This is a genomic window from Ruegeria sp. H6, from assembly GCF_056532975.1.
This window is the reverse complement of record NZ_JBQFOA010000007.1, coordinates 105,859-125,255: the sequence shown is the minus strand read 5'-3', so window position 1 is coordinate 125,255 and position 19,397 is coordinate 105,859. Positions and strand designations below refer to the sequence as shown.

Sequence of the window (19,397 nt, the reverse complement as noted above, 5' to 3'; positions counted from 1 at the left end):
TCAGTCTCTCCTTACTTCACGGCGTAGGGCAGCAGGGCGAGAAAGCGGGCGCGCTTGATTGCGCGGGCCAGTTCACGCTGCTTTTTTGCCGAAACGGCGGTGATGCGCGAAGGAACGATCTTGCCACGCTCAGAGATATAGCGTTGCAGCAGACGGGTGTCTTTATAGTCGATCTTCGGCGCGTTCTCGCCCGAGAACGGGCAAACCTTGCGGCGGCGGAAAAATGGTTTTGCGGCCATGGTATATGTCCTTTCGTCAGGCGTTGATCAGCGGCGCTCGCGGCGGCCTTCGCGCTCATCGCGCTTCTGCATCTGGACCGAGGGGCCCTCGGCGTGACCGTCGACCTTGATGGTCAGAACGCGCATCACGTCGTCATGCAGGCGCATCAGGCGCTCCATTTCCTGAACGGCGCCAGCGGGGGCGTCGGTTTTCAGGAAGGCATAGTGGCCTTTGCGGTTTTTGTTGATCTTGTAAGCCATCGTCTTGACGCCCCAGTACTCGCTGTCGACGACGTTGCCGCCGTTGTCAGCCAGAACGGTGCCGAAATGTTCGACGAGGCTTTCTGCCTGCGCGTTGGACAGATCCTGACGCGCGATCATTACATGCTCATACAGTGGCATGTGCACTCCTGTTTCTATCAAGGCGCATTTCAAAGGCGGGGTCATGATGTCCTTCGCGACCCTGCCACGAGAGGCTGCGCGATTCATATGCTCTGCGAAGGATGGCCCCGTATACACGTTTATCCATCAGGGGCAAGCCCTGCCTTATACGTCAAGAAGACGCCGCCCTATTTCCTTTGAGGTGCCCAATTCCTGACGCTTTTCACCCCGAGGTTGTTCATGAAGCCGGAACTACCCGGAGATTGAAATCACAGACAGGGCGAGACAATGGCCGTGATGAACACTAATACATTTGAGCAAGCCTCGACAAAGGCAGCATATGACAAATCCGTTCCGTTGCTGATCAGTTTCGCACCGAACTGGAAAGCACGGATGGTGCTGTTCCGTGTGATCGGCGCGTTTATGATCCTTTCGGCCTTTTCGATGTGGCTGATGCCGGGATCCGTAATGGGGGCCGAGGTCTGGCCGATCAAACTGGTGGCATCCCTGGTGTTCCTTGTTGCCGGTGGCAGCCTGCTGACTATCGAGGTGATGGACGCGCGCCCAGACGCATATTTTGACCCGATCCGCCGCGAGGTTCGGATCCTGCAAAAGAACGAAAACGGCCGTCCGCAAACGGTGTTGCGCCGCAGCTACGAGTCGCTTGGCGGTGCCCGGTTTGACGACAATCAGGTTGAATTGTTTGATGTCGATGGCAGCCTGCTGATGAAACTGCCACTGGACTCGGCGGATGTCAGCCGAGCACTCAAGGGGCAACTGAGCCAGAATGTAACAATTTTCGGCTGAATTCTATTCTGTTCAAAAAAGAACAGAAGTTGTGAACCGAAAAGACTTGTGTGCCGCCTTCTGGCGGCACATTTTATTTGGGGCGACCGGCCCCTCGGTTTGCCACACCTTTATTGCGGAGTTTGTCATGAAATCCACCCTACTTGCCGCTGCTTTGGCCGTATCGGCGACCACAGCTTTCGCCAGCGCAGAGAAATACGTACTGGACCCCAGCCACAGCCAGGTGATCTTCAACTATAACCACCTTGGTTTTTCGACCACATACGGCATGTTCTCAGGCTTTGAGGGCGAGATCATGTTCGACCAGGAAAACCCGGCCGCATCCAGCGTGACCGTATCGATGCCGGTTGTTGAGATGTTCACAGGCTGGAAGCCGCGTGAAGATCATTTCATGACCGAGGATTTCTTTGGTGCTGCCGAAGGCGATCTGGTGACCTTCACCTCGACCGGTATTGAAGTGACGGGCGAGAACACAGCGAACATCACCGGCGATCTGACCATGAATGGCGTTACCAAATCCGTTGTTTTGGACGCCAAGCTGAACCAGGTCGGCGAGCACCCCATGGCGGGTAAGCCCTGGGCTGGTTTTGACGCGACCACAACGCTGGTCCGAAGTGAGTTTGATCTTGGCCAATTCGCCCCGTTTGTGAGCGATGAGGTTCAGATCCACATCTCGGTCGAGGCCCAGAAAGCCGAGTGATCCTGCGCTGATCTGAAACGGAACCGCCAAAGGTTGCATCCTTTGGCGGTTTTTTTGTGCCTGGGGCTTACCTCTCGCGGTTGGCAGTCAAGTTCACGGATACCGTGACGGCAAAACCAAGCGAGGCTTCGGTGGGCTGAGATGTGCCGACTTCGAAATCCATCCTGTTCAGCTGAACTTCGCCGGAAACGGTAGCGGTGCTGTCCTGCAAATCCAGGCTGAAGGGCATGACGATGTCGACGGATTTGTCGCGGATGGTGAGCGGCCCGCGCGCCTCGTACCCGGTCTCGGTTTTATAGAGGTCCGCAGAAAACGTGGCGGTCGGGAATAGGCTGTTGTCGAAAAAGTCGGCGCCCATCGCCTGATCGGTGACCGTGCCCAGGCTGAGCGATCCGATCGAGATGGTGACATCCACTGATCCGGCAAGCCCGGGTGCGTCCGGTTCGTCAAACGTAATTGCAGCCGTCCAGTCGGAAAATGACCCGGTGACCGGGCTGCCCAACTGGCTGATGGTGATGTCAAGCGTGCCACCCTGAACCTGCCAATCCGATTGCACCTCGGCCAGCTCGGTTGCTTCGGCTTGAGCGCCGGAGTGATGGGAAAAGACACCTTGAGACCAACCGCCGACCATAACGGCTGCCCAGACAACCAATGCCGCAATCGCCGGGGTGGCTGTGTGGCTTTGTTCAGGCGGGGTCGGCGCGTCAGAGTGCCCGGGCAGCATCCGGCGGAGTGTGCTGTCCTTGTCAACCACATGGTGCTTTAGCGCCCCCGCGATGTGCGCGGCCAGTGAGCCGACAAGAACCCACATCAACAGCCAATGCAGGCTTGCGGTAAACTCTGCCAACGCAGCGGATTTGGGAACCAACGGCAAATTTTGCCCGAAGGGCCAAAGGATCGGTGCAAAGCCTTCGGCGGCTGCGTGATGAACCCAGCCGCTGAGAGGGACCAGTACCAACGAGCCATAAAGCAACCAGTGAACGGTTTCGGCCGCAAAAGCCTCGGGCTTGTTGTCGGCGTTCAGAAGGCCAGGCTTGGGTTGGGTCAGCGCCCACACAATGCGGGCCAGCGCTACAAAGAAGACGGCGACGCCGATTGTCTTGTGCAGCGAAAACAGCCGGGCGGCCCGTGCGATATCGGCCTCATCCGTTGCGATGTCCGGATTATAGATCGCGTGAGCCAGATCATTGGCGATCCATCCCAGCGGCAGGGCCGTCAATATCAGCAATGCTGTCAGCCAGTGAAAGCTTTTGGTGACGCTGCCGTAGTGAGAGAACGTGTTGCTAAGGGGCATGGGGCGAGCTCCGGGGTGGTGGTTGGCCTTACCGTAGCCGCATGTGGCAGGGACACAAGGCAGAGTAATGCACAATATCGGTGCCTCAATGCAGAACGCAGGCAAAGCTTGTGCCGCGCGGTCAGTCGGTTTACACCGCGCCGCAACTTGACGTCATCCAAGAGGCAGCAATGACACGCGCGTTCGTTTTCCCGGGGCAGGGTGCCCAAACCATCGGAATGGGCAAAGCTTTGGCCGAGGCATACCCAGCAGCTCAGGCCGTCTTTGACGAGGTGGATGAGGCACTGGGCGAAAAGCTGAGTGCGCTTATCTGGGAAGGCGACATCGCAGAATTGACGCTGACGCAAAATGCGCAGCCTGCGTTGATGGCCACGTCGATCGCTGCGATGCGCGCGCTGGAGGCCGAGGGCGTATCGATCACGGATGCGGCTTTTGTGGCAGGGCACTCGCTGGGCGAGTATTCGGCGCTGGCCGCCGCGGGCGCGTTTTCAGTTGCAGATACAGCAAGGCTGCTCCGCACGCGCGGGCAGGCTATGCAAAGTGCCGTACCGGTCGGCGAAGGTGCGATGGCGGCTGTTCTGGGTCTTGACCTGGACGCTGTGCGCGCTGTTGCCGAAGAGGCGTCGCAGGGCGAGGTGTGTCAGGCGGCAAATGACAACGACCCCACACAGGTCGTCGTTTCAGGGGCTAAGGCCGCCGTCGAACGTGCCGCCGTGATTGCCAAGGAAAAAGGTGCGAAGCGTGCCGTGATGTTGCCCGTGAGCGCACCGTTCCATTGTGCCCTGATGCAGCCTGCGGCGGATGCGATGGCTGAGGCTTTGTCTGCAGTTCAGATCAATGCCCCTGCGGTGCCGCTGGTGGCAAATGTCCGTGCCGGGGCGGTCACCGACCCCGATGAGATTCGTGCGCTTTTGGTTGAGCAGGTCACAGGCTCGGTCCGGTGGCGGGAAAGCGTTCAGTACATGGTGGCACAGGGTGTGGATAGTGTCTGGGAAATCGGCGCGGGCAAAGCGCTGTCAGGTATGATCCGCAAAATTGACCGCGCCGTCGGGTGTCAGGCCGTCGGCACGCCGGATGATGTAAAAGCCGCCCTTTCGGCGGGCGAATAAACAGGATCGTGGCCGGGAACGGCCCCAAGAGAGGTATTGTTGATGTTTGATTTGACGGGAAAAAATGCCCTGATTACCGGCGCATCGGGTGGTATTGGCGGTGATATCGCACGCGCCTTGCATGCCGCCGGTGCCACCGTTGGCCTATCGGGTACGCGGGTCGAGCCGCTGCAGGCACTGGCGGACGAGTTGGGTGAACGCGCGCATGTCCTGCCGTGTAACCTGGGCGATCCCGAAGCGGTCGAGGCCCTGCCAAAGCAAGCCGCTGAGGCGATGGGCTCGGTTGATATTCTGGTCAACAATGCTGGCATCACGCGCGACAACCTGTTCATGCGGATGTCGGATGAAGAGTGGCAAAGCGTCATCGACGTGAACATGACGGCGACTATGAAGCTGTGCAAAGGCGTGATCCGCAGCATGATGAAGGCGCGCTGGGGCCGGATCGTCAACATCTCGTCCGTTGTCGGGTCGATCGGCAACCCCGGGCAGGCGAACTATGCCGCCTCCAAGGCCGGAATGGTGGGCTTTTCCAAAGCGTTGGCGCACGAAGTTGCCACACGCGGCATCACCGTAAACGCCGTCGCACCTGGGTTTATCACCACTGCGATGACCCAAAAACTGACCGAGGAGCAAAAGGCAGGGCTGCTTCGGCAGGTTCCCGCCGGGCGCATGGGCGACCCCGAGGAAATCGCAGCGGCCGTTCTGTATCTTGCAAGCCCCGAGGCAGGTTATGTCACCGGAAGCACCTTGCATGTAAACGGCGGTATGGCCATGTTGTAATCGCAGTTTGGGGCGGGCGCGAAAGCGTTTGCCTTGCGCGTTGTCTGTGCTATAGGCGGCGCACATGCAAAAGAGCCGGTCGATTTGGCCGGTTCTCAAAGTTTCCCGGGGTTCCGGGACCCAAACCGCCCGGAACGGGCACATCAAGGCCACCCCGAGCGGGCAAGGGCAGAACCGGGCAGACCGCCCTGAAAAGGAATGAGGAATAGACATGAGCGACGTCGCAGATCGCGTAAAGAAGATCGTTGTTGAGCATCTGGGTGTAGAAGAGGACAAGGTTGCTGAAAACGCCTCGTTCATCGACGACCTGGGCGCAGACAGCCTGGACACGGTTGAACTGGTTATGGCCTTCGAAGAAGAGTTCGGAATCGAAATCCCCGATGACGCAGCCGAAACCATTCAGACCTTCGGCGACGCGGTCAAGTTTATCAGCGAAGCTTCCTAAACGCTTCGAATCGGACAAAAAGCGGCACTTCCGGGCAACGGAGGTGCCGTTTTTTTTGTGCGCGGGAAATTTGTGCTTGCCTGATACTGGGGCCCTTCGCAGTCTGCGGGATGAGGCAGACTAAAAACGAGCGGGCAAGGGCATGATAAGATCCACCCCGATGATAAACACAGCGCGTCTGACGCTGTGCGCAATGCGACCCGAGGATTTTGAGCGGTTCGCGGAAATCTGGCGCGACCCGGAGGTCGTTCGTCATATCGGCAACAAGCCAAAAACCAGGGGCGAAGCCTGGGATTCCTTTCTGCGCAATGCTGGGCATTGGCAGATGACCGGGTTTGGCCAATGGGCCGTCGTTCTTCAATCGACCAGGCGTTTGATAGGCCAGTCCGGCTTTTTTTATGGAAACCGGAATCTGGGCCCCGATTTTGATTCCTTTCCCGAGGCAGGCTGGGCACTTTCGCCCGAAGGCCAGGGGCATGGGTACGGGTTCGAGGCCGCGCAGGCTGCGCATGACTGGTTTGACCGGGTGATCCCGGGTCCTCTGGTTGCAATGATAGATGCGGCGAACACAGCCTCTCATAGTCTTGCGGCCAAGCTTGGCTATAAACCTCTGCGCGAAACCGAGTTCAATGACACTCCGGTACATCTGTTTCGAAGGGATGGTCCCCCGGCGCGGACCTGAAACATGTCGCGCAATGCGATGCCGCAAATGAAGCTTTGTATGCCGATCCTGGCGAAACCGTGGGTTGGTCGCAGGAGTATGGTATCCTGAACTTCCTGAACGGCAGGGCGAAGGAGCGTGCTCATGAGGATTTATCCGACTATGGAATTGCAGAACGGCCGTTGTGTCACGTTGGACAAAGGCCGTCTTGAGGATGCCATGATCTGGCATGTCGACCCGGTGGAAACGGCTCGGGGCTGGTCGGCTGCCGGGGCAGAGTGGATGCAGTTGACTGATTTCGATGCGATCGAGGGGCGCGACACCAATTTTGACCTTGTGGATGAGATCATTCGCTCGGCCGAAATGCCCGTGCAGCTTGCGGGCGGTATGCGCAGCCGCGAACAGGTCGAGCACTGGATCGACAAGGGCGCAGGACGCGTCGTGATCGGCACCCTGGCGGCACGTGATCCGATTCTGGTCAAGGAACTGGCCAAGCTATATCCTGACCAGATTGTTCTGGCAGTGGATGTCTGGCAGGGGCTGGTGATGACCGAAGGCTGGCGCAGCCAAAGTGCCTTTACGCCCGATGCGTTTATCAAAGCTTTTGAGGGTACTCCTTTTGCGGCCATTCTGGTGACCGACATTGACAGCGACATGGAGGATGTCGAAGCGCAGCTGGGTCTGATTTCGGGGCTGGCCGAGAAGTCCCGCACGCCGATCATCGCCAGCGGTGTGGTTCGGTCGGCTGACGATATTTCCCGTTTGGCTTACATCCCGAACATCTCGGGCGCGATTGTTGGACGGGCCTTGTTCCGCAAAACGCTTGATCTGAAAGAAGCTTTGTCGGTTGCCTCTGCGGCACACGAACCGGTGGCTCAGTTTCAATAACACAAGATCCGGTGTTCCCGACGCCAAGGCCTGTGCCTCGGGCGCTGTAACACCGAAAACCACAAGCTTTCAGGCGCTGTCGGCGACACAATGCCGGGGTGCAACATGCTGTTGCTCTTGCCCCCGCACCCCCGGCCGGGGTAAGGACGGTTCTCATAACAGGAAGCAGGCAAGAGGCACTTCATGCGCAGAGTCGTTGTTACCGGTCTGGGATTGGTCACTCCTTTGGCCAGCGGAGTCGAGGAAACGTGGTCACGTCTTTTGGACGGAGAATCCGGCGCAGGGCCGATCACTTTGTTCGATGCCGAAGCAAGCGGTGTCACCACCACATATGCGTGCGAAGTTCCGCGTGGCGACGGGACCGACGGGACATTCAATCCCGATGATTGGATGCCGCCAAAGGAGCAGCGCAAGATCGAGGACTTTATCCTTTATTCCATTGCGGCGGCCGAAATGGCCTGCAAAGACGCTAACTGGCTGCCCGAAGGCGAAGAAGACCGCGAGCGTACCGGCGTTCTGATCGGATCGGGTATTGGCGGGTTGGGGTCCATTGCCAACACAGCCAACCTGATCCGCGACAAGGGTCCGCGCCGTGTATCGCCGTTCTTTATTCCCGGCGCGTTGATCAATCTGGCCTCGGGTCAGGTTTCGATCCGGCATGGGTTCAAGGGGCCAAACCACTCGGTTGTAACGGCCTGTTCGACCGGCGCGCATGCGATTGGCGATGCGAGCCGGATCATCCGGGCAGGCGACGCCGATGTGATGATCGCCGGTGGCGGCGAAGGCTGTATCTGCGAGATCGGCATTGCAGGTTTCAACGCGTGCAAGGCGTTGTCGACGAAATATGCGGACGATCCGAAGAAAGCCAGCCGACCCTATGACGTGGATCGCGATGGATTCGTCATGGGTGAGGGCGCTGGCATCGTGGTGCTGGAAGACTACGAACATGCCAAGGCCCGCGGGGCGAAGATCTATGCCGAGGTTCTGGGCTATGGCATGTCCGGGGACGCCTATCACATCACAGCACCCAGCGAAGATGGCGACGGGGCGGAACGGTCCATGCGGGCAGCGCTACGCAGCGCTGGGCTGGAGCCGAAAGATTTGGATTACATCAACGCGCATGGCACCTCGACCATGGCGGATACAATCGAACTGGGTGCGGTCGAGCGTTTGCTGGGCGATCACGCCCCCCATGCGACAATGACGTCGACCAAATCTGCAACCGGTCACCTGTTGGGGGCCGCTGGTGCGATTGAGGCCATCTTCTCGATCCTCGCGATTCGGGATCAGGTTGCCCCGCCGACCATCAATCTGGAGAATCCGGCCGTGGATACGCAGATTGATCTGGCCCCAAACGCCAAGCGCGAGCGTGAGATCAACGTGGCCCTGTCGAACTCATTCGGGTTTGGGGGCACCAACGCAAGCGTGATCTTCGGAAAGGCCAGCTAAATGTGGCGTGCTTTGGCATCAAACATGCTGACCATTCTGGTGGTTGGCATGTTTCTGATGGGCGGATTGGTCTTGTGGGGGCAATCCCAGTTCAAAGCCGAAGGGCCGCTGGAAACCGCGATTTGCTTGCAGGTAAGGCCGGGGTCGAACATGACGCTGGTCAGTCGCGATCTTGAAGATCAGGGTGCGATCAGCAGCTCAACGATCTTTCGGATGGGCGCGGACTACACCGACAAATCGCAGCAACTGAAAGCTGGCAGCTTTCTGGTGCGCGAGGGCTCGTCAATGGCGCAGATCGTTGACGAGATCACCAGCAGCGGTGCCAGCACCTGCGGGACAGAGATCGAATACCGGATCGGTGTGACGCGCGCGCAGGCCCGTGTACGCGAGCTGGATCCGGCAACGTTGAACTTTGTCGAGGTCGCCTCGTTCATCGTTGGCGAAGACGACGTGCCTGATGTTTATGGCCAAAAGCGCAATGCAGCCGACACGCGGTATCGCGTTTCGCTTGCCGAGGGCGTAACCAGTTGGCAAGTGGTCGAAGCGCTCAAATCAGCGGATTTCCTGGGCGGTGAGATTGCCGAAATTCCGGCAGAGGGCATGCTGGCACCGGATAGCTATGAGGTTTCGCCGGGCGATGATCGCAACGCGGTTCTGGCCGATATGCAAGCGAAGCAGCAGCAGCGTATCAATGCCGCGTGGGCGGCACGCCAAGGCGATCTGCCGTTGGAAAACCCCGAAGAAATGTTGATCCTCGCATCGATCATCGAAAAAGAAACCGGCGTCCCGGAAGAGCGGGGCCAGGTGGCCAGCGTCTTTGTGAACCGTCTGAACCAGGGTATGCGCCTGCAAACGGACCCAACCGTGATCTATGGCGTCACCAAGGGACGAGGTGCGTTGGGCCGGGGTTTGCGTCGAAGTGAACTGAACAGGCCAACGCCCTGGAATACTTACCAGATTGATGGGCTTCCACCGACACCGATCGCCAATCCCGGTCTTGCGAGCCTTGAGGCGGCAGTTTCACCGGACAACACAGACTATGTGTTCTTCGTGGCCGACGGAACTGGTGGCCATGCCTTTGCGGAGACGCTGCAGGAACACAATCGTAACGTTGCTAAGTGGCGTGAGATCGAGGCCGAGCGGAACTCGGGCAACTGATAACCTGACGGGTTACAAAAAGACGGCGGGTCGTTGGGCCCGCCGTTTTTCGTTGGTTTAGGCTGCAGAGCGACGACGCGGACGGCGGCGTTTTTGGCCCTGAGGCTTTGCACCATTACCAGCGCCTTGTGGCTTGGGCCCGCGGCGGCGGTGGTTTTGACGACGTGCGGGTCTTTTGGGCTCAATTGCCTCTGGCATCTCGCCACTGGCCACAGGAATGTCGATCTTCATCAGTTTCTGGATCTGACGCAGCAGATCGACCTCTTCCGCCGAACAAAAGGCGATGGCCTCACCTTCGCGCCCGGCCCGTGCGGTACGACCGATGCGGTGGACATAATTGTCGGCGACCTCGGGCAGATCATAGTTGACCACATAGGCCACGCCGGGAATGTCGATGCCGCGGGCTGCAACATCGGTTGCGACGAGCACGTTGATCTCACCCGCGCGGAAGGCCTTGATGGCGCGGTCGCGCTGCCCCTGGCTTTTGTTGCCGTGGATTGATGCCGCGTTGAAGCCGTCCGCCACCAACCCTTTCATCAGCTTTTCCGCCCCATGTTTGGTGCGGGAAAAGACCAACGTCAGCGCGTCCATGTCCTGAGACAGGACCTCGCGCAGTTTGGCAGGCTTTTCCGGTCTGCTGACAAAATGAACCGATTGGGTGATCTTGTCTGCGGCCTTACCCGGTGGCGAGACCTGAACGCGTTGCGGGTTGTTCAGATAGGCCTGGCTGAGCTCTTCCATCTGTTTCGGCATGGTGGCCGAAAACAGCATGGTCTGGCGCGGCGTGCCGAGGGCAGGGGCAATCCTGCGCAGGGCGTGGATAAAACCCAGATCCAGCATCTGATCGGCCTCGTCCAGAACCAGATGCCTGACCGAGCTGAGATCGACCGCCTTACGCTCCATCAAGTCAATCAGACGTCCGGGCGTTGCCACCAGAATGTCGGTGCCGCGCGACAGAAACGAGATCTGTTTGTTGATGGATTGCCCGCCCACCACCGTGGCAACGCGCAGTTTGGTCTTGCCAGTCAGGTTGCGCAGGTTCTCGGCGATTTGGTTGACCAGTTCGCGCGTGGGCGCAAGGATCAGTGCTTTGGCTATCTTGGGTGCGGGCTTGCCGGGCTGTGCCAGCAGATGGTCCACCAGGGGCAACCCAAAGGCCAGCGTCTTGCCGGTGCCGGTCTGTGCCAGACCCAGAATGTCGTGCCCGTTCAGCGCCAACGGGATGGCCTGGTTCTGGATTGGCGTCGGTTGCGTCAGCTTGGCGCGTTTCAGTGCCTCATTCAAAGCGGGCGCAAGGCCCAGCATGTCAAAGTCGAACAAATCGTATTCCTTTGTGGCCCCCGTGCGTCGGCGCAGAGGGCAAAGCAGGCCGCATCCGCGACCGGCAGGGGTTGTGCGAAACCTCAGGACGAGCAGGCGGCTCCTGCATCTTCCGGTCATCGCGTCAAGAACCCTGCGTGATGGGGAACTATGGGTGAATTGGGCGCTGTGGGCCTAGGATGGCCTGGATGCTCACGCAGCAGCGCTGTTTGAGTGGCAGATGCGGGTTCAACGGGTGAAAGTCAAGCCTGTAGTTTCCCGGACGAAGGCTCGGAGTGGGTCAGGCCAGCCGCCTGATGGATCGCTAAATCGGTGTGGATGGCGCGATAGGTCAGGAAAGGCATCCGAACTGACGTCTCGATTTCGCGCTTGATCCAGTCGCGATCTTCGAGCTGGTGCAGCGAGGAGGAGATGGCCCGGTCGATGCTGCTCGTTTCACCGGAGAATACGATCACATTTGCGATTTCGGTCCGGGGCCGCCACACCAGTGCGGATTGGTATCGTGATATGCTGGGCTTCGAACTGCTGCACCACATTGATGAGGCCGGGTGGAGCGAGATGTGCTCCAATGTGGCAGGGGTCACCCGGGGGTTGGGCGAACAGATCGAGCCGTCGCCATGCAATTGCGTCCCGGTTATGAGGCGGTCGATATCGCCTCGGCGCGCGAGGCTTTGGAAGCCGCCGGGTTGGCTTTTGATGGTCCGACAGAAACGATTGAGGGGATGGTCAGCACCGCCACATTCTATGACCTGGATCGGAACGCGATGATGCTGGCGCAGGATTTATCAGGCGGTTGATCTTAACCCTGCGTTCGGTGCCTGTTGCGCCCGTGTTGCGTAACTCATTGACTTTGCGACCTTAATCACGTATAAGTTATGTCATGCTAGAAGAGGTGGGCAACGGCCCCGGGGAAGCCCGGCGGTCGTTTTTCGTTTCTCTCGTGCGGAGAAAACTCACGCATGAGGTCACAGGCACACATGACTTTGATTACCCCGGAAGAGCGGATTTCCCGGACGGCTGACTTACTGCAGTCGCTTGAGAGATCCATTCACGATCTGCGGAAAGCGGCGGAAGACCTGCGCGAACAGATCGGGACCGGGGAGGATGCAGATCTTGCTGGTTCAGCCAAGCAACTCGGGCAGTTAGAGGGGCTGATCCGAACTTGCCAGAAAGTGGAGACAAGCTTTGTCGAACAACATCACAGACAAGCCGGAATTGCCCAAGGGGGGTATGCGCTCGACCTTGAGCGCGCTCGGTTTGAGGTCGGGTGCAGGTTGGCTCGCCTCCGCACCTGTTGCGGTGCAGGACAGATTTCTGAGTGAGATCGGGGAGGGAGGGCTGTGCGCCCTCCCTTTCCTGTTCGAGTTCTGGGCGCTGCCACATCAATTGCCGCCCGAAGGGGACTGGCGGTCATGGGTGATCATGGGGGGGCGCGGCGCAGGGAAGACGCGGGCCGGGGCCGAATGGGTGCGGTCAATGGTTGAAGGATCATTGCCTTTGGATCGCGGTGAGGCCTGCCGGGTAGCACTGGTCGGTGAGACCTTTGATCAGGTGCGCGACGTGATGATTTTTGGCGACAGCGGGATATTGCAATGCTCACCGCTGGATCGTCGACCTGTGTGGAAGGCATCCGAGCGCAAGCTGGTCTGGCCCAACGGGGCCGAGGCGCAGGCGTTTTCGGCGCATGATCCCGAGGGGCTGCGTGGGCCGCAGTTCGATGCGGCCTGGGTGGATGAGCTGGCCAAGTGGAAAAAGGCGGGCGAGACCTGGGATATGTTGCAGTTTGCGCTGCGGTTGGGGGAGCGGCCCCGGGTCTGTGTGACGACCACGCCGCGCAATGTGAAGGTTTTGAAGGATTTGCTGGCGTCCCCGTCCACCGTGCAGACCCATGCGCCGACCGAGGCGAACCGGGCCAATCTGGCGGATTCGTTTCTGGATGAGGTGCGCGCGCGGTACGCGGGCACGCGGCTGGGGCGGCAGGAGTTGGACGGGGTGCTGTTGTCGGATGCCGAGGGGGCGCTGTGGACGGGCTCGATGCTAGAGGCGGCGCGGAGTACACAGGTGCCTGCGTTGAATCGCATCGTGGTGGCGTTGGACCCGGCGGTGACGGCGGGGGCGGATGCGGATGCTTGCGGGATCGTGGTTGTGGGCGCTCAGCTACAGGGGCCGCCCGAGGCGTGGCGCGCCTATGTGCTGGCCGACCGGACGGTGCAGGGCGTGGGCCCGGCGGGCTGGGCGCAGGCGGCGATTGACGCGATGGACGAATTCGGGGCCGAGCGGCTGGTGGCCGAGGTCAATCAGGGCGGGCAACTGGTGGAAGAAGTCGTGCGGCAGGTGGACCCTCTGGTCCCTTATCGGGCGGTGCGGGCGTCACGCGGAAAGGTCGCGCGGGCCGAGCCTGTGGCGGCCTTGTACGAGCAGGGGCGGGTGCGTCACGTGGCGGGTCTGGACGCGCTGGAGGAGCAGATGTGCCAAATGACCGCGCGCGGGTTCGAGGGGCAGGGCTCACCGGATCGAGTGGATGCGTTAGTCTGGGCTTTGCATGAGTTGGTCGTTGGGCCTGCTGGGGTGTTTAAAAGGCCGAGGGTGCGGAGTTTGTGATAGTGCCAGCCAACCAATGCTGACTAACATCTCACTTCGTTGTCAAAAAAGTCAGATTGTGCGATAATAGAAGACCAATTTAAAGAGCGATTTTTACTACAAGGTTAGAAGCTAGATCAACCATGGCTATAGGCGAGATAATTAAAGGACTTCTCGGTCCATCTTCGGAAGCCTTGGGTAACCGCCTTCGAGATTCTGTTATTCCAAAGCAAAACGACTGTATCTCCGAGAGCAACCGGCTGGCATACGAAAACCTAGATTGGAAAGCCCATTGGCCAAAGATCACAAAATTCGCCGCTGACTCAGAGCAAAGAATAACAAAAAAGGAAATATGGGATAGTTTAGGAAAACTCGATGGTGAGGTAGTCAAAGACTTTTTAGTTAAGGGTAAACATACTGCCTCTATTGACGATAAGTCGTTTAATGAGCTGATCCGCTTAAAAGTAATTACGCGAGAGCGTTTGGAAAAAAGTGGTGAAGACTGGTTCGCGATTTTCCTAGTGTTTGCTTTACCTCTTTTGGTGTTTGGGAATAACGGCTTGATACTGAGTATGATTGGGATGATTTTTTATTCTATTTACATTCGGAAAGAGGATAAAGTTTTTTGGATGTTCAAACCCACAACTAGTGGAAAGTCGTTTGTCGAATTTGAAATACTAAACGCTATTGATAAGTACATAGATCACAAACAGCTATAGTCGGCTTTCTGTTACTTGGGGCTTCTGCGGAGTGGTGCGGCCAAGGATCAATAGTATAGGATTGGTAGTTTTCGGGATGTTGAAAGATTGTTCAGAAAACAAATTCCCGTTGCCCAACCCCCGTACGCCCCGTTCCCAAGGCTTAAACTTCTTTCCGTCATAACTCCTTTCAACAAGCCGGGCAGAGCGGCGGCAGAAAGGAGCACAGATGGTATTCGATTTCTTGCGTCGTAGATCGGCTGAGGCAGCGCCCGAGGCGAAGGCGAGCGCGGCGGGGCCTGTGGTGGCGTGGCAGACAGGCGGGCGCGTGGCGTGGAGCCCCAGGGATGCGGTATCGCTGACGCGGACGGGGTTTTCGGGGAACCCGGTGGGGTTTCGCTCGGTCAAGCTGATTGCCGAGGCGGCGGCGGCGTTGCCCTTGGTGTTGCAGGATCAGGCGCAGCGGTATGAGACACATCCGATCCTGTCGTTGATGCGCCGTCCGAATGCGGCTCAGGGACGGGCGGAGTTGATGGAGGCGCTGTTCGGACAGTTGCTGCTATCGGGCAATGCTTACGTTGAGGCGGTGCAGGCCGATGAGAGCCTGCCGGTTGAGCTGCATGTGTTGCGATCCGACCGGATGAGCGTTGTTCCGGGTGCGGATGGCTGGCCCAAGGCGTATGACTACGCGGTGGGTGGCAAGAAGCACCGGTTTGCTGCGGAAAGTATCTGCCATATCAAGTCCTTCCACCCTCAGGACGACCATTATGGGTTCTCGCCCATGCAGGCGGCGGCGATGGCGATTGATGTGCATAACAGCGCGTCGCGGTGGTCGAAATCGCTGTTGGATAACGCGGCGCGGCCCTCGGGGGCGCTGGTGTGGAAGGGCGATGGCCATGGAGTAATGGCCGAGGATCAATTCCGGCGCCTGTCCGATGAGATCGAGCAGAACTATCGCGGGGCGCGCAATGCAGGCCGGCCGATGGTTCTGGAAGGGGGGCTGGAATGGAAGCCGATGGGGTTCTCTCCGTCCGATATGGAGTTTCAAAAGACCAAGGAAGCCGCCGCCCGCGAGATCGCGCTGGCCTTTGGAGTCCCGCCGATGCTGCTGGGGATCCAAGGCGACGCGACCTATTCGAACTATCAGGAGGCCAACCGGGCGTTTTATCGCCTGACCGTTCTGCCCCTGGTGACGCGGGTGGCGGCGGCGGTGTCCGAATGGTTGGTGGGCTTTACCGGCGAGGACCTGGTGCTGAAGCCTGATCTGGATCAGGTGCCTGCGCTGTCGGCGGAACGCGATGCGCAGTGGGCGCGGGTCAATGGGGCCGATTTCCTGACCGATGCCGAGAAGCGCGCGTTGCTGGGGCTGCCGGAGCGTGCGGATGTCTGACGGGTATCCTCCGTTCGAGTGTGCGCCGGGCCTGCGTCTGGCCGCGCATGAGCGGGTAGCCGAGATCCAGCATGCACATCTGTGTCGGCGGCTGGATCAGATCGAAGAGATGATGGAACGGTTGGAGAAACGATTGTGGCTGACGGTCTATGGCGTGGCGGCAGTAATCCTGGCCCAGGTGTTTCAATCGTTTCTGACAGTAACGCCTTAAATTCAGAAGTTTACGAGGAGGTGTTCATGGATTTGGAACACAAGTTCGCGCGGTTCGGAGACGGGCTTTCGGTGTCCGAAGACGCTCTGATTGAAGGTTATGCCAGCCTGTTTGGGCAGGTCGATCAGGGCAGCGATGTTGTGCAGCGCGGGGCGTATCAAAGCTCGCTTGAGGCGCTGAACGCCGCTGGTCAGCGGGTCAAGATGCTGTGGCACCACGATCCTGCGCAGCCGATTGGTGTCTGGGAAGAAGTGCGCGAGGACGACCGGGGCCTGTGGGTCAAGGGGCGTCTTCTTGAGAGCACACAAAAGGGCCGTGAGGCGGCTGAGCTGATCCGGGCGGGTGCAATGGATGGCCTGTCGATTGGTTATCGCACCAAGCGGGCCGTGAAGAATGACAAGGGCCAACGGGTCCTGACGGAACTGGAGCTGTGGGAGGTGTCTTTGGTGACCTTCCCGATGCTGCCCAGTGCGCGGGTGGCGGCAAAGGGCTGTGAGCCTGATGCCAAAGACACCTGGCGCAGTATTGCCGAGGCGTTCAACGATGCACGGCAGGAGCTGGCGCGGAGCTAACGCGCCTCAAAACCCACTCAGAACAGGACATGCTGATGAGCAAGACCGAGACCCCGGCCTTGACCGGAGAGGGTGCGCCCCTGGTTCAGGAGGTGAAGCAGGCGATGGCTGGCTTCGTGAATGAATTCAAGGGCCTCAAGGCTGAAGTTAAAACCCAACTGCAACAGACAGAAGAGCGACTGACCATGCTGGATCGTAAATCAACCATCGCGGCGCGCCCGCATCTTGCGGCCTCAATCGAAGACGGTGCCCCGCATCAGAAGGCCTTTGACGCTTATGTGCGTTCGGGCGAAGATGACGGGCTGCGCGGGCTGGAGATGGAGTCGAAATCTCTGTCTTCGGCGGTGAACAGCGACGGCGGTTATCTGGTCGATCCGCAGACCGCCGAGACGATCAAGTCGGTTCTGAATTCGACCGCCTCGATCCGTTCGATTGCGTCGGTGGTGAATGTCGAGGCGAACTCGTTTGACGTGTTGATCGACCACACAGATGTGGGTGCTGGCTGGGCGGATGAAAACGCGGCCACGGCGGAAACCGGTACGCCGTCGATTGACCGTATCTCGATCCCGCTGCACGAGCTGAGCGCGCTGCCCAAGGCATCGCAGCGACTGCTGGACGACAGCGCGTTTGATGTCGAGGGTTGGCTGGCCGGTCGTATTGCCGACAAGTTCGCGCGCGCCGAGGCGGCGGCGTTTATCAATGGTGATGGTGTCGACAAGCCCAAGGGTATCCTGACGCACCGGGCGATGGAGAATGGCAGCTGGGGCTGGGACAGCCTGGGCTATGTCGCCTCTGGTATTGATGGCGGTGTCGACGCGGATGCGATTGTTGATGTGGTCTATGCACTGGGCGCGCAGTACCGGGTCAACGGCACCTTTGTGATGAACTCGAAAACCGCGGGGCTGATCCGCAAGCTGAAGGACAGCGATGGTCGCTTCTTGTGGTCCGACGGTCTGGCCGCGGGTGAGCCTGCGCGTCTGATGGGTTATCCGGTGCTGATTGCCGAGGACATGCCGGATGCGGCGACCGACAGCTACTCGATTGCGTTTGGTGATTTCCAGGCCGGTTACACCATTGCCGAGCGTCCCGATCTGCGCGTGCTGCGCGACCCGTTCAGTGCCAAGCCGCATGTTCTGTTCTATGCGACCAAGCGTGTCGGCGGCGACGTGAGCGATTTTGCTGCGATCAAGCTGGTGAAATTCGGCACCGCCTAAGCGGTGACGGATCCGGGGGGCTTCAGGCCCCTCGGGCGGCGGGTACGGGCCGGGGTGAGATCCCCCGCGTTGTCTAGCTGCTCCCCTCCGTCCGAGCAACGTGGGGCGGCGCGTGCCCGTCATTTTCCTGAATTTGAGGCCCCGGAGGGGTCCGAGATTGCGGAGTGCATGGATGATGTTGATCGAAGAAACCGCCATCGCGGATGCGGCGCTGCCGGTGGATCAGTTCAAGGCGCATCTGAGGCTGGGCACAGGCTTTGCCGAAGACAATGTGCAGGACGAGGTGCTCAAGAGCTTTTTGCGCGCGTCCATCGCGGCGATCGAGGCGCGGACAGGTAAGGTTCTGATCGAACGGGTGTTTTCGTGGAGCGTGAACGGTTGGCGGAACACATCGGGCGAGGTTTTGCCCGTGGCACCGGTTGTGACAATTGCCGCTGTCACGGTAACGGATACTGCGGGGGTAGAAACCACAGTTGACGCAGCCACCTATCGGTTGGAGCGTGACGGCCAGCGCCCCCGGTTGCGCCCTGTGGGGGGCAACCTGCCAGTGATCAAGACCGGCGGATCCGTGAAGATCACCTTTACCGCGGGGATGGCCGCCGATTGGGGCGGGTTGCCCGCTGATCTGGGGCAGGCGGTGCTGTTGTTGGCGGCGCATTACTACGAATACCGCGATGAGACCGCGTTGGGTGCGGGATGTATGCCCTTTGGCGTGACTAGCCTGATCCAACGCTATCGCACTGTTCGCTTTGGCGCAGGGGTGACGCAATGAGTGCCCCGAGGCTGAACCGAAAGCTGGTGCTGGAAGCCCCGGTCCGCAGTGCAGACGGGGCGGGTGGTTACACCCAGACCTGGGTCGCCATGGGCACGCTGTGGGCCGAAGTGACCGCGCGCAGCGGGTCTGAACGGCAGATCGCAGGCGTAGCCGTCTCGCGCGTGGGGTACCGCATCGTGGTCCGTGGCGCGCCCGAGGGGTCGTCCATGCGGCCTGCGCCGGATCAGCGGTTTCGCGAAGGCGCGCGCCGCTTTGTTATCCGCGCTGTGGCCGAACGGGATCCGCGTGGCCAATACCTGACCTGTTTTGCAGATGAAGAGGTGGCGGCATGAGTTACGGCGTATCAGCCGCGTTGCAGGCGGCGGTGTTTCAGCAATTGGTCGGCGACGCGCAGGTCAGCGCGCTTTCAAGTGGCGCGATCTACGACGCGGTGCCTTCGGGGACCGTTCCGCAAACCTACGTCACGCTTGGACCGGAAGAAGTGCGCGAAGCGTCTGACCGGACCGGCGCCGGGGCCGTGCATCGTTTCACGGTCTCGGTGGTATCCGAGGCCGCAGGATTTGGCGCGGCCAAGACTCTGGCCGGCGCGGTTTGTGACGCGCTTGAGGGCGCAGCGCTGGCCCTGGATCGGGGCCACCTTGTGGGGCTGTGGTTCGAACGCGCCCGGGCCCGGCGCACGGGCACCGGTGGTGCGATCCGGCAGATCGACCTGAGATTCCGCGCCCGCGTGGAAGACGAATAATCAAA

24 protein-coding genes are annotated in these 19,397 nt (G+C 59.7%); 19 read left to right on the top strand and 5 right to left on the bottom strand.

Annotated features, from left to right (window positions below; translation table 11 throughout):
- Nucleotides 1–11 precede the first annotated feature (11 nt).
- Together rpsR and rpsF are read right to left on the bottom strand one after the other, a co-directional pair.
- Complete coding sequence (rpsR, locus tag ACR0AG_RS13710; protein ID WP_005608650.1) at nucleotides 12–239, bottom strand: 30S ribosomal protein S18; 228 nt, start codon at nucleotides 237–239, stop codon at nucleotides 12–14.
- Nucleotides 240–266: 27 nt separating this feature from the next.
- Nucleotides 267–620, bottom strand: a complete 354-nt coding sequence (gene rpsF, locus ACR0AG_RS13705; RefSeq protein WP_480839759.1) for a 30S ribosomal protein S6 — start codon at nucleotides 618–620, stop codon at nucleotides 267–269.
- Between the two features lie 276 nt (nucleotides 621–896).
- Between rpsF and ACR0AG_RS13700 the strand changes: the two genes are divergently transcribed.
- Together ACR0AG_RS13700 and ACR0AG_RS13695 are read left to right on the top strand one after the other, a co-directional pair.
- Nucleotides 897–1,406 (top strand): hypothetical protein, encoded by a 510-nt coding sequence (locus ACR0AG_RS13700; RefSeq protein ID WP_480839757.1) that lies wholly within the window; start codon nucleotides 897–899, stop codon nucleotides 1,404–1,406.
- Between the two features lie 127 nt (nucleotides 1,407–1,533).
- The gene (locus tag ACR0AG_RS13695; RefSeq protein ID WP_480839755.1) at nucleotides 1,534–2,106 is read left to right on the top strand and encodes a YceI family protein; all 573 of its coding nucleotides are present in this window, start codon (nucleotides 1,534–1,536) and stop codon (nucleotides 2,104–2,106) included.
- A 67-nt stretch (nucleotides 2,107–2,173) separates the two neighbouring features.
- Here ACR0AG_RS13695 and ACR0AG_RS13690 read toward each other — a convergent pair whose 3' ends face one another.
- Nucleotides 2,174–3,400 carry a cytochrome b/b6 domain-containing protein gene (locus tag ACR0AG_RS13690; RefSeq protein ID WP_480839753.1) on the bottom strand — a complete coding sequence of 409 codons (1,227 nt, stop codon included), beginning with the start codon at nucleotides 3,398–3,400 and terminating at the stop codon, nucleotides 2,174–2,176.
- Nucleotides 3,401–3,570: 170 nt separating this feature from the next.
- Here ACR0AG_RS13690 and fabD point away from each other — a divergent pair, with 170 nt between their 5' ends.
- From fabD to mltG, 7 genes are all read left to right on the top strand, one after another.
- The gene (fabD, locus tag ACR0AG_RS13685; protein WP_480839751.1) at nucleotides 3,571–4,509 is read left to right on the top strand and encodes an ACP S-malonyltransferase; all 939 of its coding nucleotides are present in this window, start codon (nucleotides 3,571–3,573) and stop codon (nucleotides 4,507–4,509) included.
- A gap of 42 nt (nucleotides 4,510–4,551) precedes the next feature.
- Nucleotides 4,552–5,289 carry a 3-oxoacyl-[acyl-carrier-protein] reductase gene (gene fabG / locus ACR0AG_RS13680; protein WP_480839749.1) on the top strand — a complete coding sequence of 246 codons (738 nt, stop codon included), beginning with the start codon at nucleotides 4,552–4,554 and terminating at the stop codon, nucleotides 5,287–5,289.
- A 211-nt stretch (nucleotides 5,290–5,500) separates the two neighbouring features.
- Complete coding sequence (locus tag ACR0AG_RS13675; RefSeq protein WP_008756330.1) at nucleotides 5,501–5,734, top strand: acyl carrier protein; 234 nt, start codon at nucleotides 5,501–5,503, stop codon at nucleotides 5,732–5,734.
- Nucleotides 5,735–5,876: 142 nt separating this feature from the next.
- A complete protein-coding gene (locus ACR0AG_RS13670) occupies nucleotides 5,877–6,416 on the top strand; it encodes a GNAT family N-acetyltransferase (protein ID WP_480839747.1) in 540 nt (179 codons plus the stop codon).
- Nucleotides 6,417–6,539: 123 nt separating this feature from the next.
- Nucleotides 6,540–7,283, top strand: a complete 744-nt coding sequence (locus ACR0AG_RS13665) for a 1-(5-phosphoribosyl)-5-[(5-phosphoribosylamino)methylideneamino]imidazole-4-carboxamide isomerase (RefSeq protein ID WP_480839745.1) — start codon at nucleotides 6,540–6,542, stop codon at nucleotides 7,281–7,283.
- A gap of 183 nt (nucleotides 7,284–7,466) precedes the next feature.
- Complete coding sequence (fabF, locus tag ACR0AG_RS13660) at nucleotides 7,467–8,732, top strand: beta-ketoacyl-ACP synthase II (RefSeq protein WP_480839743.1); 1,266 nt, start codon at nucleotides 7,467–7,469, stop codon at nucleotides 8,730–8,732.
- Nucleotides 8,733–9,890: an endolytic transglycosylase MltG gene (gene mltG, locus ACR0AG_RS13655; RefSeq protein WP_480839741.1), complete on the top strand. Its 1,158-nt coding sequence runs from the start codon at nucleotides 8,733–8,735 to the stop codon at nucleotides 9,888–9,890.
- Between the two features lie 57 nt (nucleotides 9,891–9,947).
- On the opposite strand, the gene ACR0AG_RS13650 is transcribed toward mltG, so the two are convergent.
- Together ACR0AG_RS13650 and ACR0AG_RS13645 are read right to left on the bottom strand one after the other, a co-directional pair.
- Nucleotides 9,948–11,210, bottom strand: a complete 1,263-nt coding sequence (locus tag ACR0AG_RS13650) for a DEAD/DEAH box helicase (protein ID WP_480839739.1) — start codon at nucleotides 11,208–11,210, stop codon at nucleotides 9,948–9,950.
- A 242-nt stretch (nucleotides 11,211–11,452) separates the two neighbouring features.
- Nucleotides 11,453–11,695, bottom strand: coding sequence for a hypothetical protein (locus ACR0AG_RS13645; RefSeq protein WP_480839737.1), 243 nt, complete (start codon nucleotides 11,693–11,695; stop codon nucleotides 11,453–11,455).
- Between the two features lie 132 nt (nucleotides 11,696–11,827).
- On the opposite strand from ACR0AG_RS13645, the gene ACR0AG_RS13640 reads away from it, so the two are divergent.
- The 10 genes from ACR0AG_RS13640 to ACR0AG_RS13595 all read left to right on the top strand — a co-directional run bounded on the left by ACR0AG_RS13640 (nucleotide 11,828) and on the right by ACR0AG_RS13595 (nucleotide 19,392).
- Nucleotides 11,828–12,007: a hypothetical protein gene (locus ACR0AG_RS13640; protein WP_480839735.1), complete on the top strand. Its 180-nt coding sequence runs from the start codon at nucleotides 11,828–11,830 to the stop codon at nucleotides 12,005–12,007.
- Between the two features lie 433 nt (nucleotides 12,008–12,440).
- Entirely contained in the window at nucleotides 12,441–13,811 is a 1,371-nt protein-coding gene (locus ACR0AG_RS13635) for a DNA-packaging protein (protein ID WP_480839865.1), read from the top strand.
- A gap of 122 nt (nucleotides 13,812–13,933) precedes the next feature.
- Entirely contained in the window at nucleotides 13,934–14,509 is a 576-nt protein-coding gene (locus ACR0AG_RS13630; protein WP_480839733.1) for a hypothetical protein, read from the top strand.
- 208 nt (nucleotides 14,510–14,717) lie between these two features.
- Nucleotides 14,718–15,878 carry a phage portal protein gene (locus ACR0AG_RS13625; protein ID WP_480839731.1) on the top strand — a complete coding sequence of 387 codons (1,161 nt, stop codon included), beginning with the start codon at nucleotides 14,718–14,720 and terminating at the stop codon, nucleotides 15,876–15,878.
- Nucleotides 15,871–16,089 (top strand): GTA head formation protein, RCAP_rcc01685 family, encoded by a 219-nt coding sequence (locus tag ACR0AG_RS13620; protein ID WP_480839729.1) that lies wholly within the window; start codon nucleotides 15,871–15,873, stop codon nucleotides 16,087–16,089. Before ACR0AG_RS13625 ends, ACR0AG_RS13620 begins: the two co-directional genes overlap by 8 nt.
- Nucleotides 16,090–16,115: 26 nt before the next feature.
- Entirely contained in the window at nucleotides 16,116–16,661 is a 546-nt protein-coding gene (locus ACR0AG_RS13615; protein ID WP_480839726.1) for an HK97 family phage prohead protease, read from the top strand.
- A 35-nt stretch (nucleotides 16,662–16,696) separates the two neighbouring features.
- The gene (locus ACR0AG_RS13610) at nucleotides 16,697–17,875 is read left to right on the top strand and encodes a phage major capsid protein (RefSeq protein WP_480839723.1); all 1,179 of its coding nucleotides are present in this window, start codon (nucleotides 16,697–16,699) and stop codon (nucleotides 17,873–17,875) included.
- A 172-nt stretch (nucleotides 17,876–18,047) separates the two neighbouring features.
- Nucleotides 18,048–18,647 carry a head-tail connector protein gene (locus ACR0AG_RS13605; protein ID WP_480839719.1) on the top strand — a complete coding sequence of 200 codons (600 nt, stop codon included), beginning with the start codon at nucleotides 18,048–18,050 and terminating at the stop codon, nucleotides 18,645–18,647.
- Nucleotides 18,644–18,982 carry a phage head closure protein gene (locus ACR0AG_RS13600; protein WP_480839717.1) on the top strand — a complete coding sequence of 113 codons (339 nt, stop codon included), beginning with the start codon at nucleotides 18,644–18,646 and terminating at the stop codon, nucleotides 18,980–18,982. The genes ACR0AG_RS13605 and ACR0AG_RS13600 overlap by 4 nt, the downstream gene beginning before the upstream one ends.
- Nucleotides 18,979–19,392: a DUF3168 domain-containing protein gene (locus tag ACR0AG_RS13595; RefSeq protein WP_480839715.1), complete on the top strand. Its 414-nt coding sequence runs from the start codon at nucleotides 18,979–18,981 to the stop codon at nucleotides 19,390–19,392. The genes ACR0AG_RS13600 and ACR0AG_RS13595 overlap by 4 nt, the downstream gene beginning before the upstream one ends.
- Nucleotides 19,393–19,397: the final 5 nt, after the last annotated feature.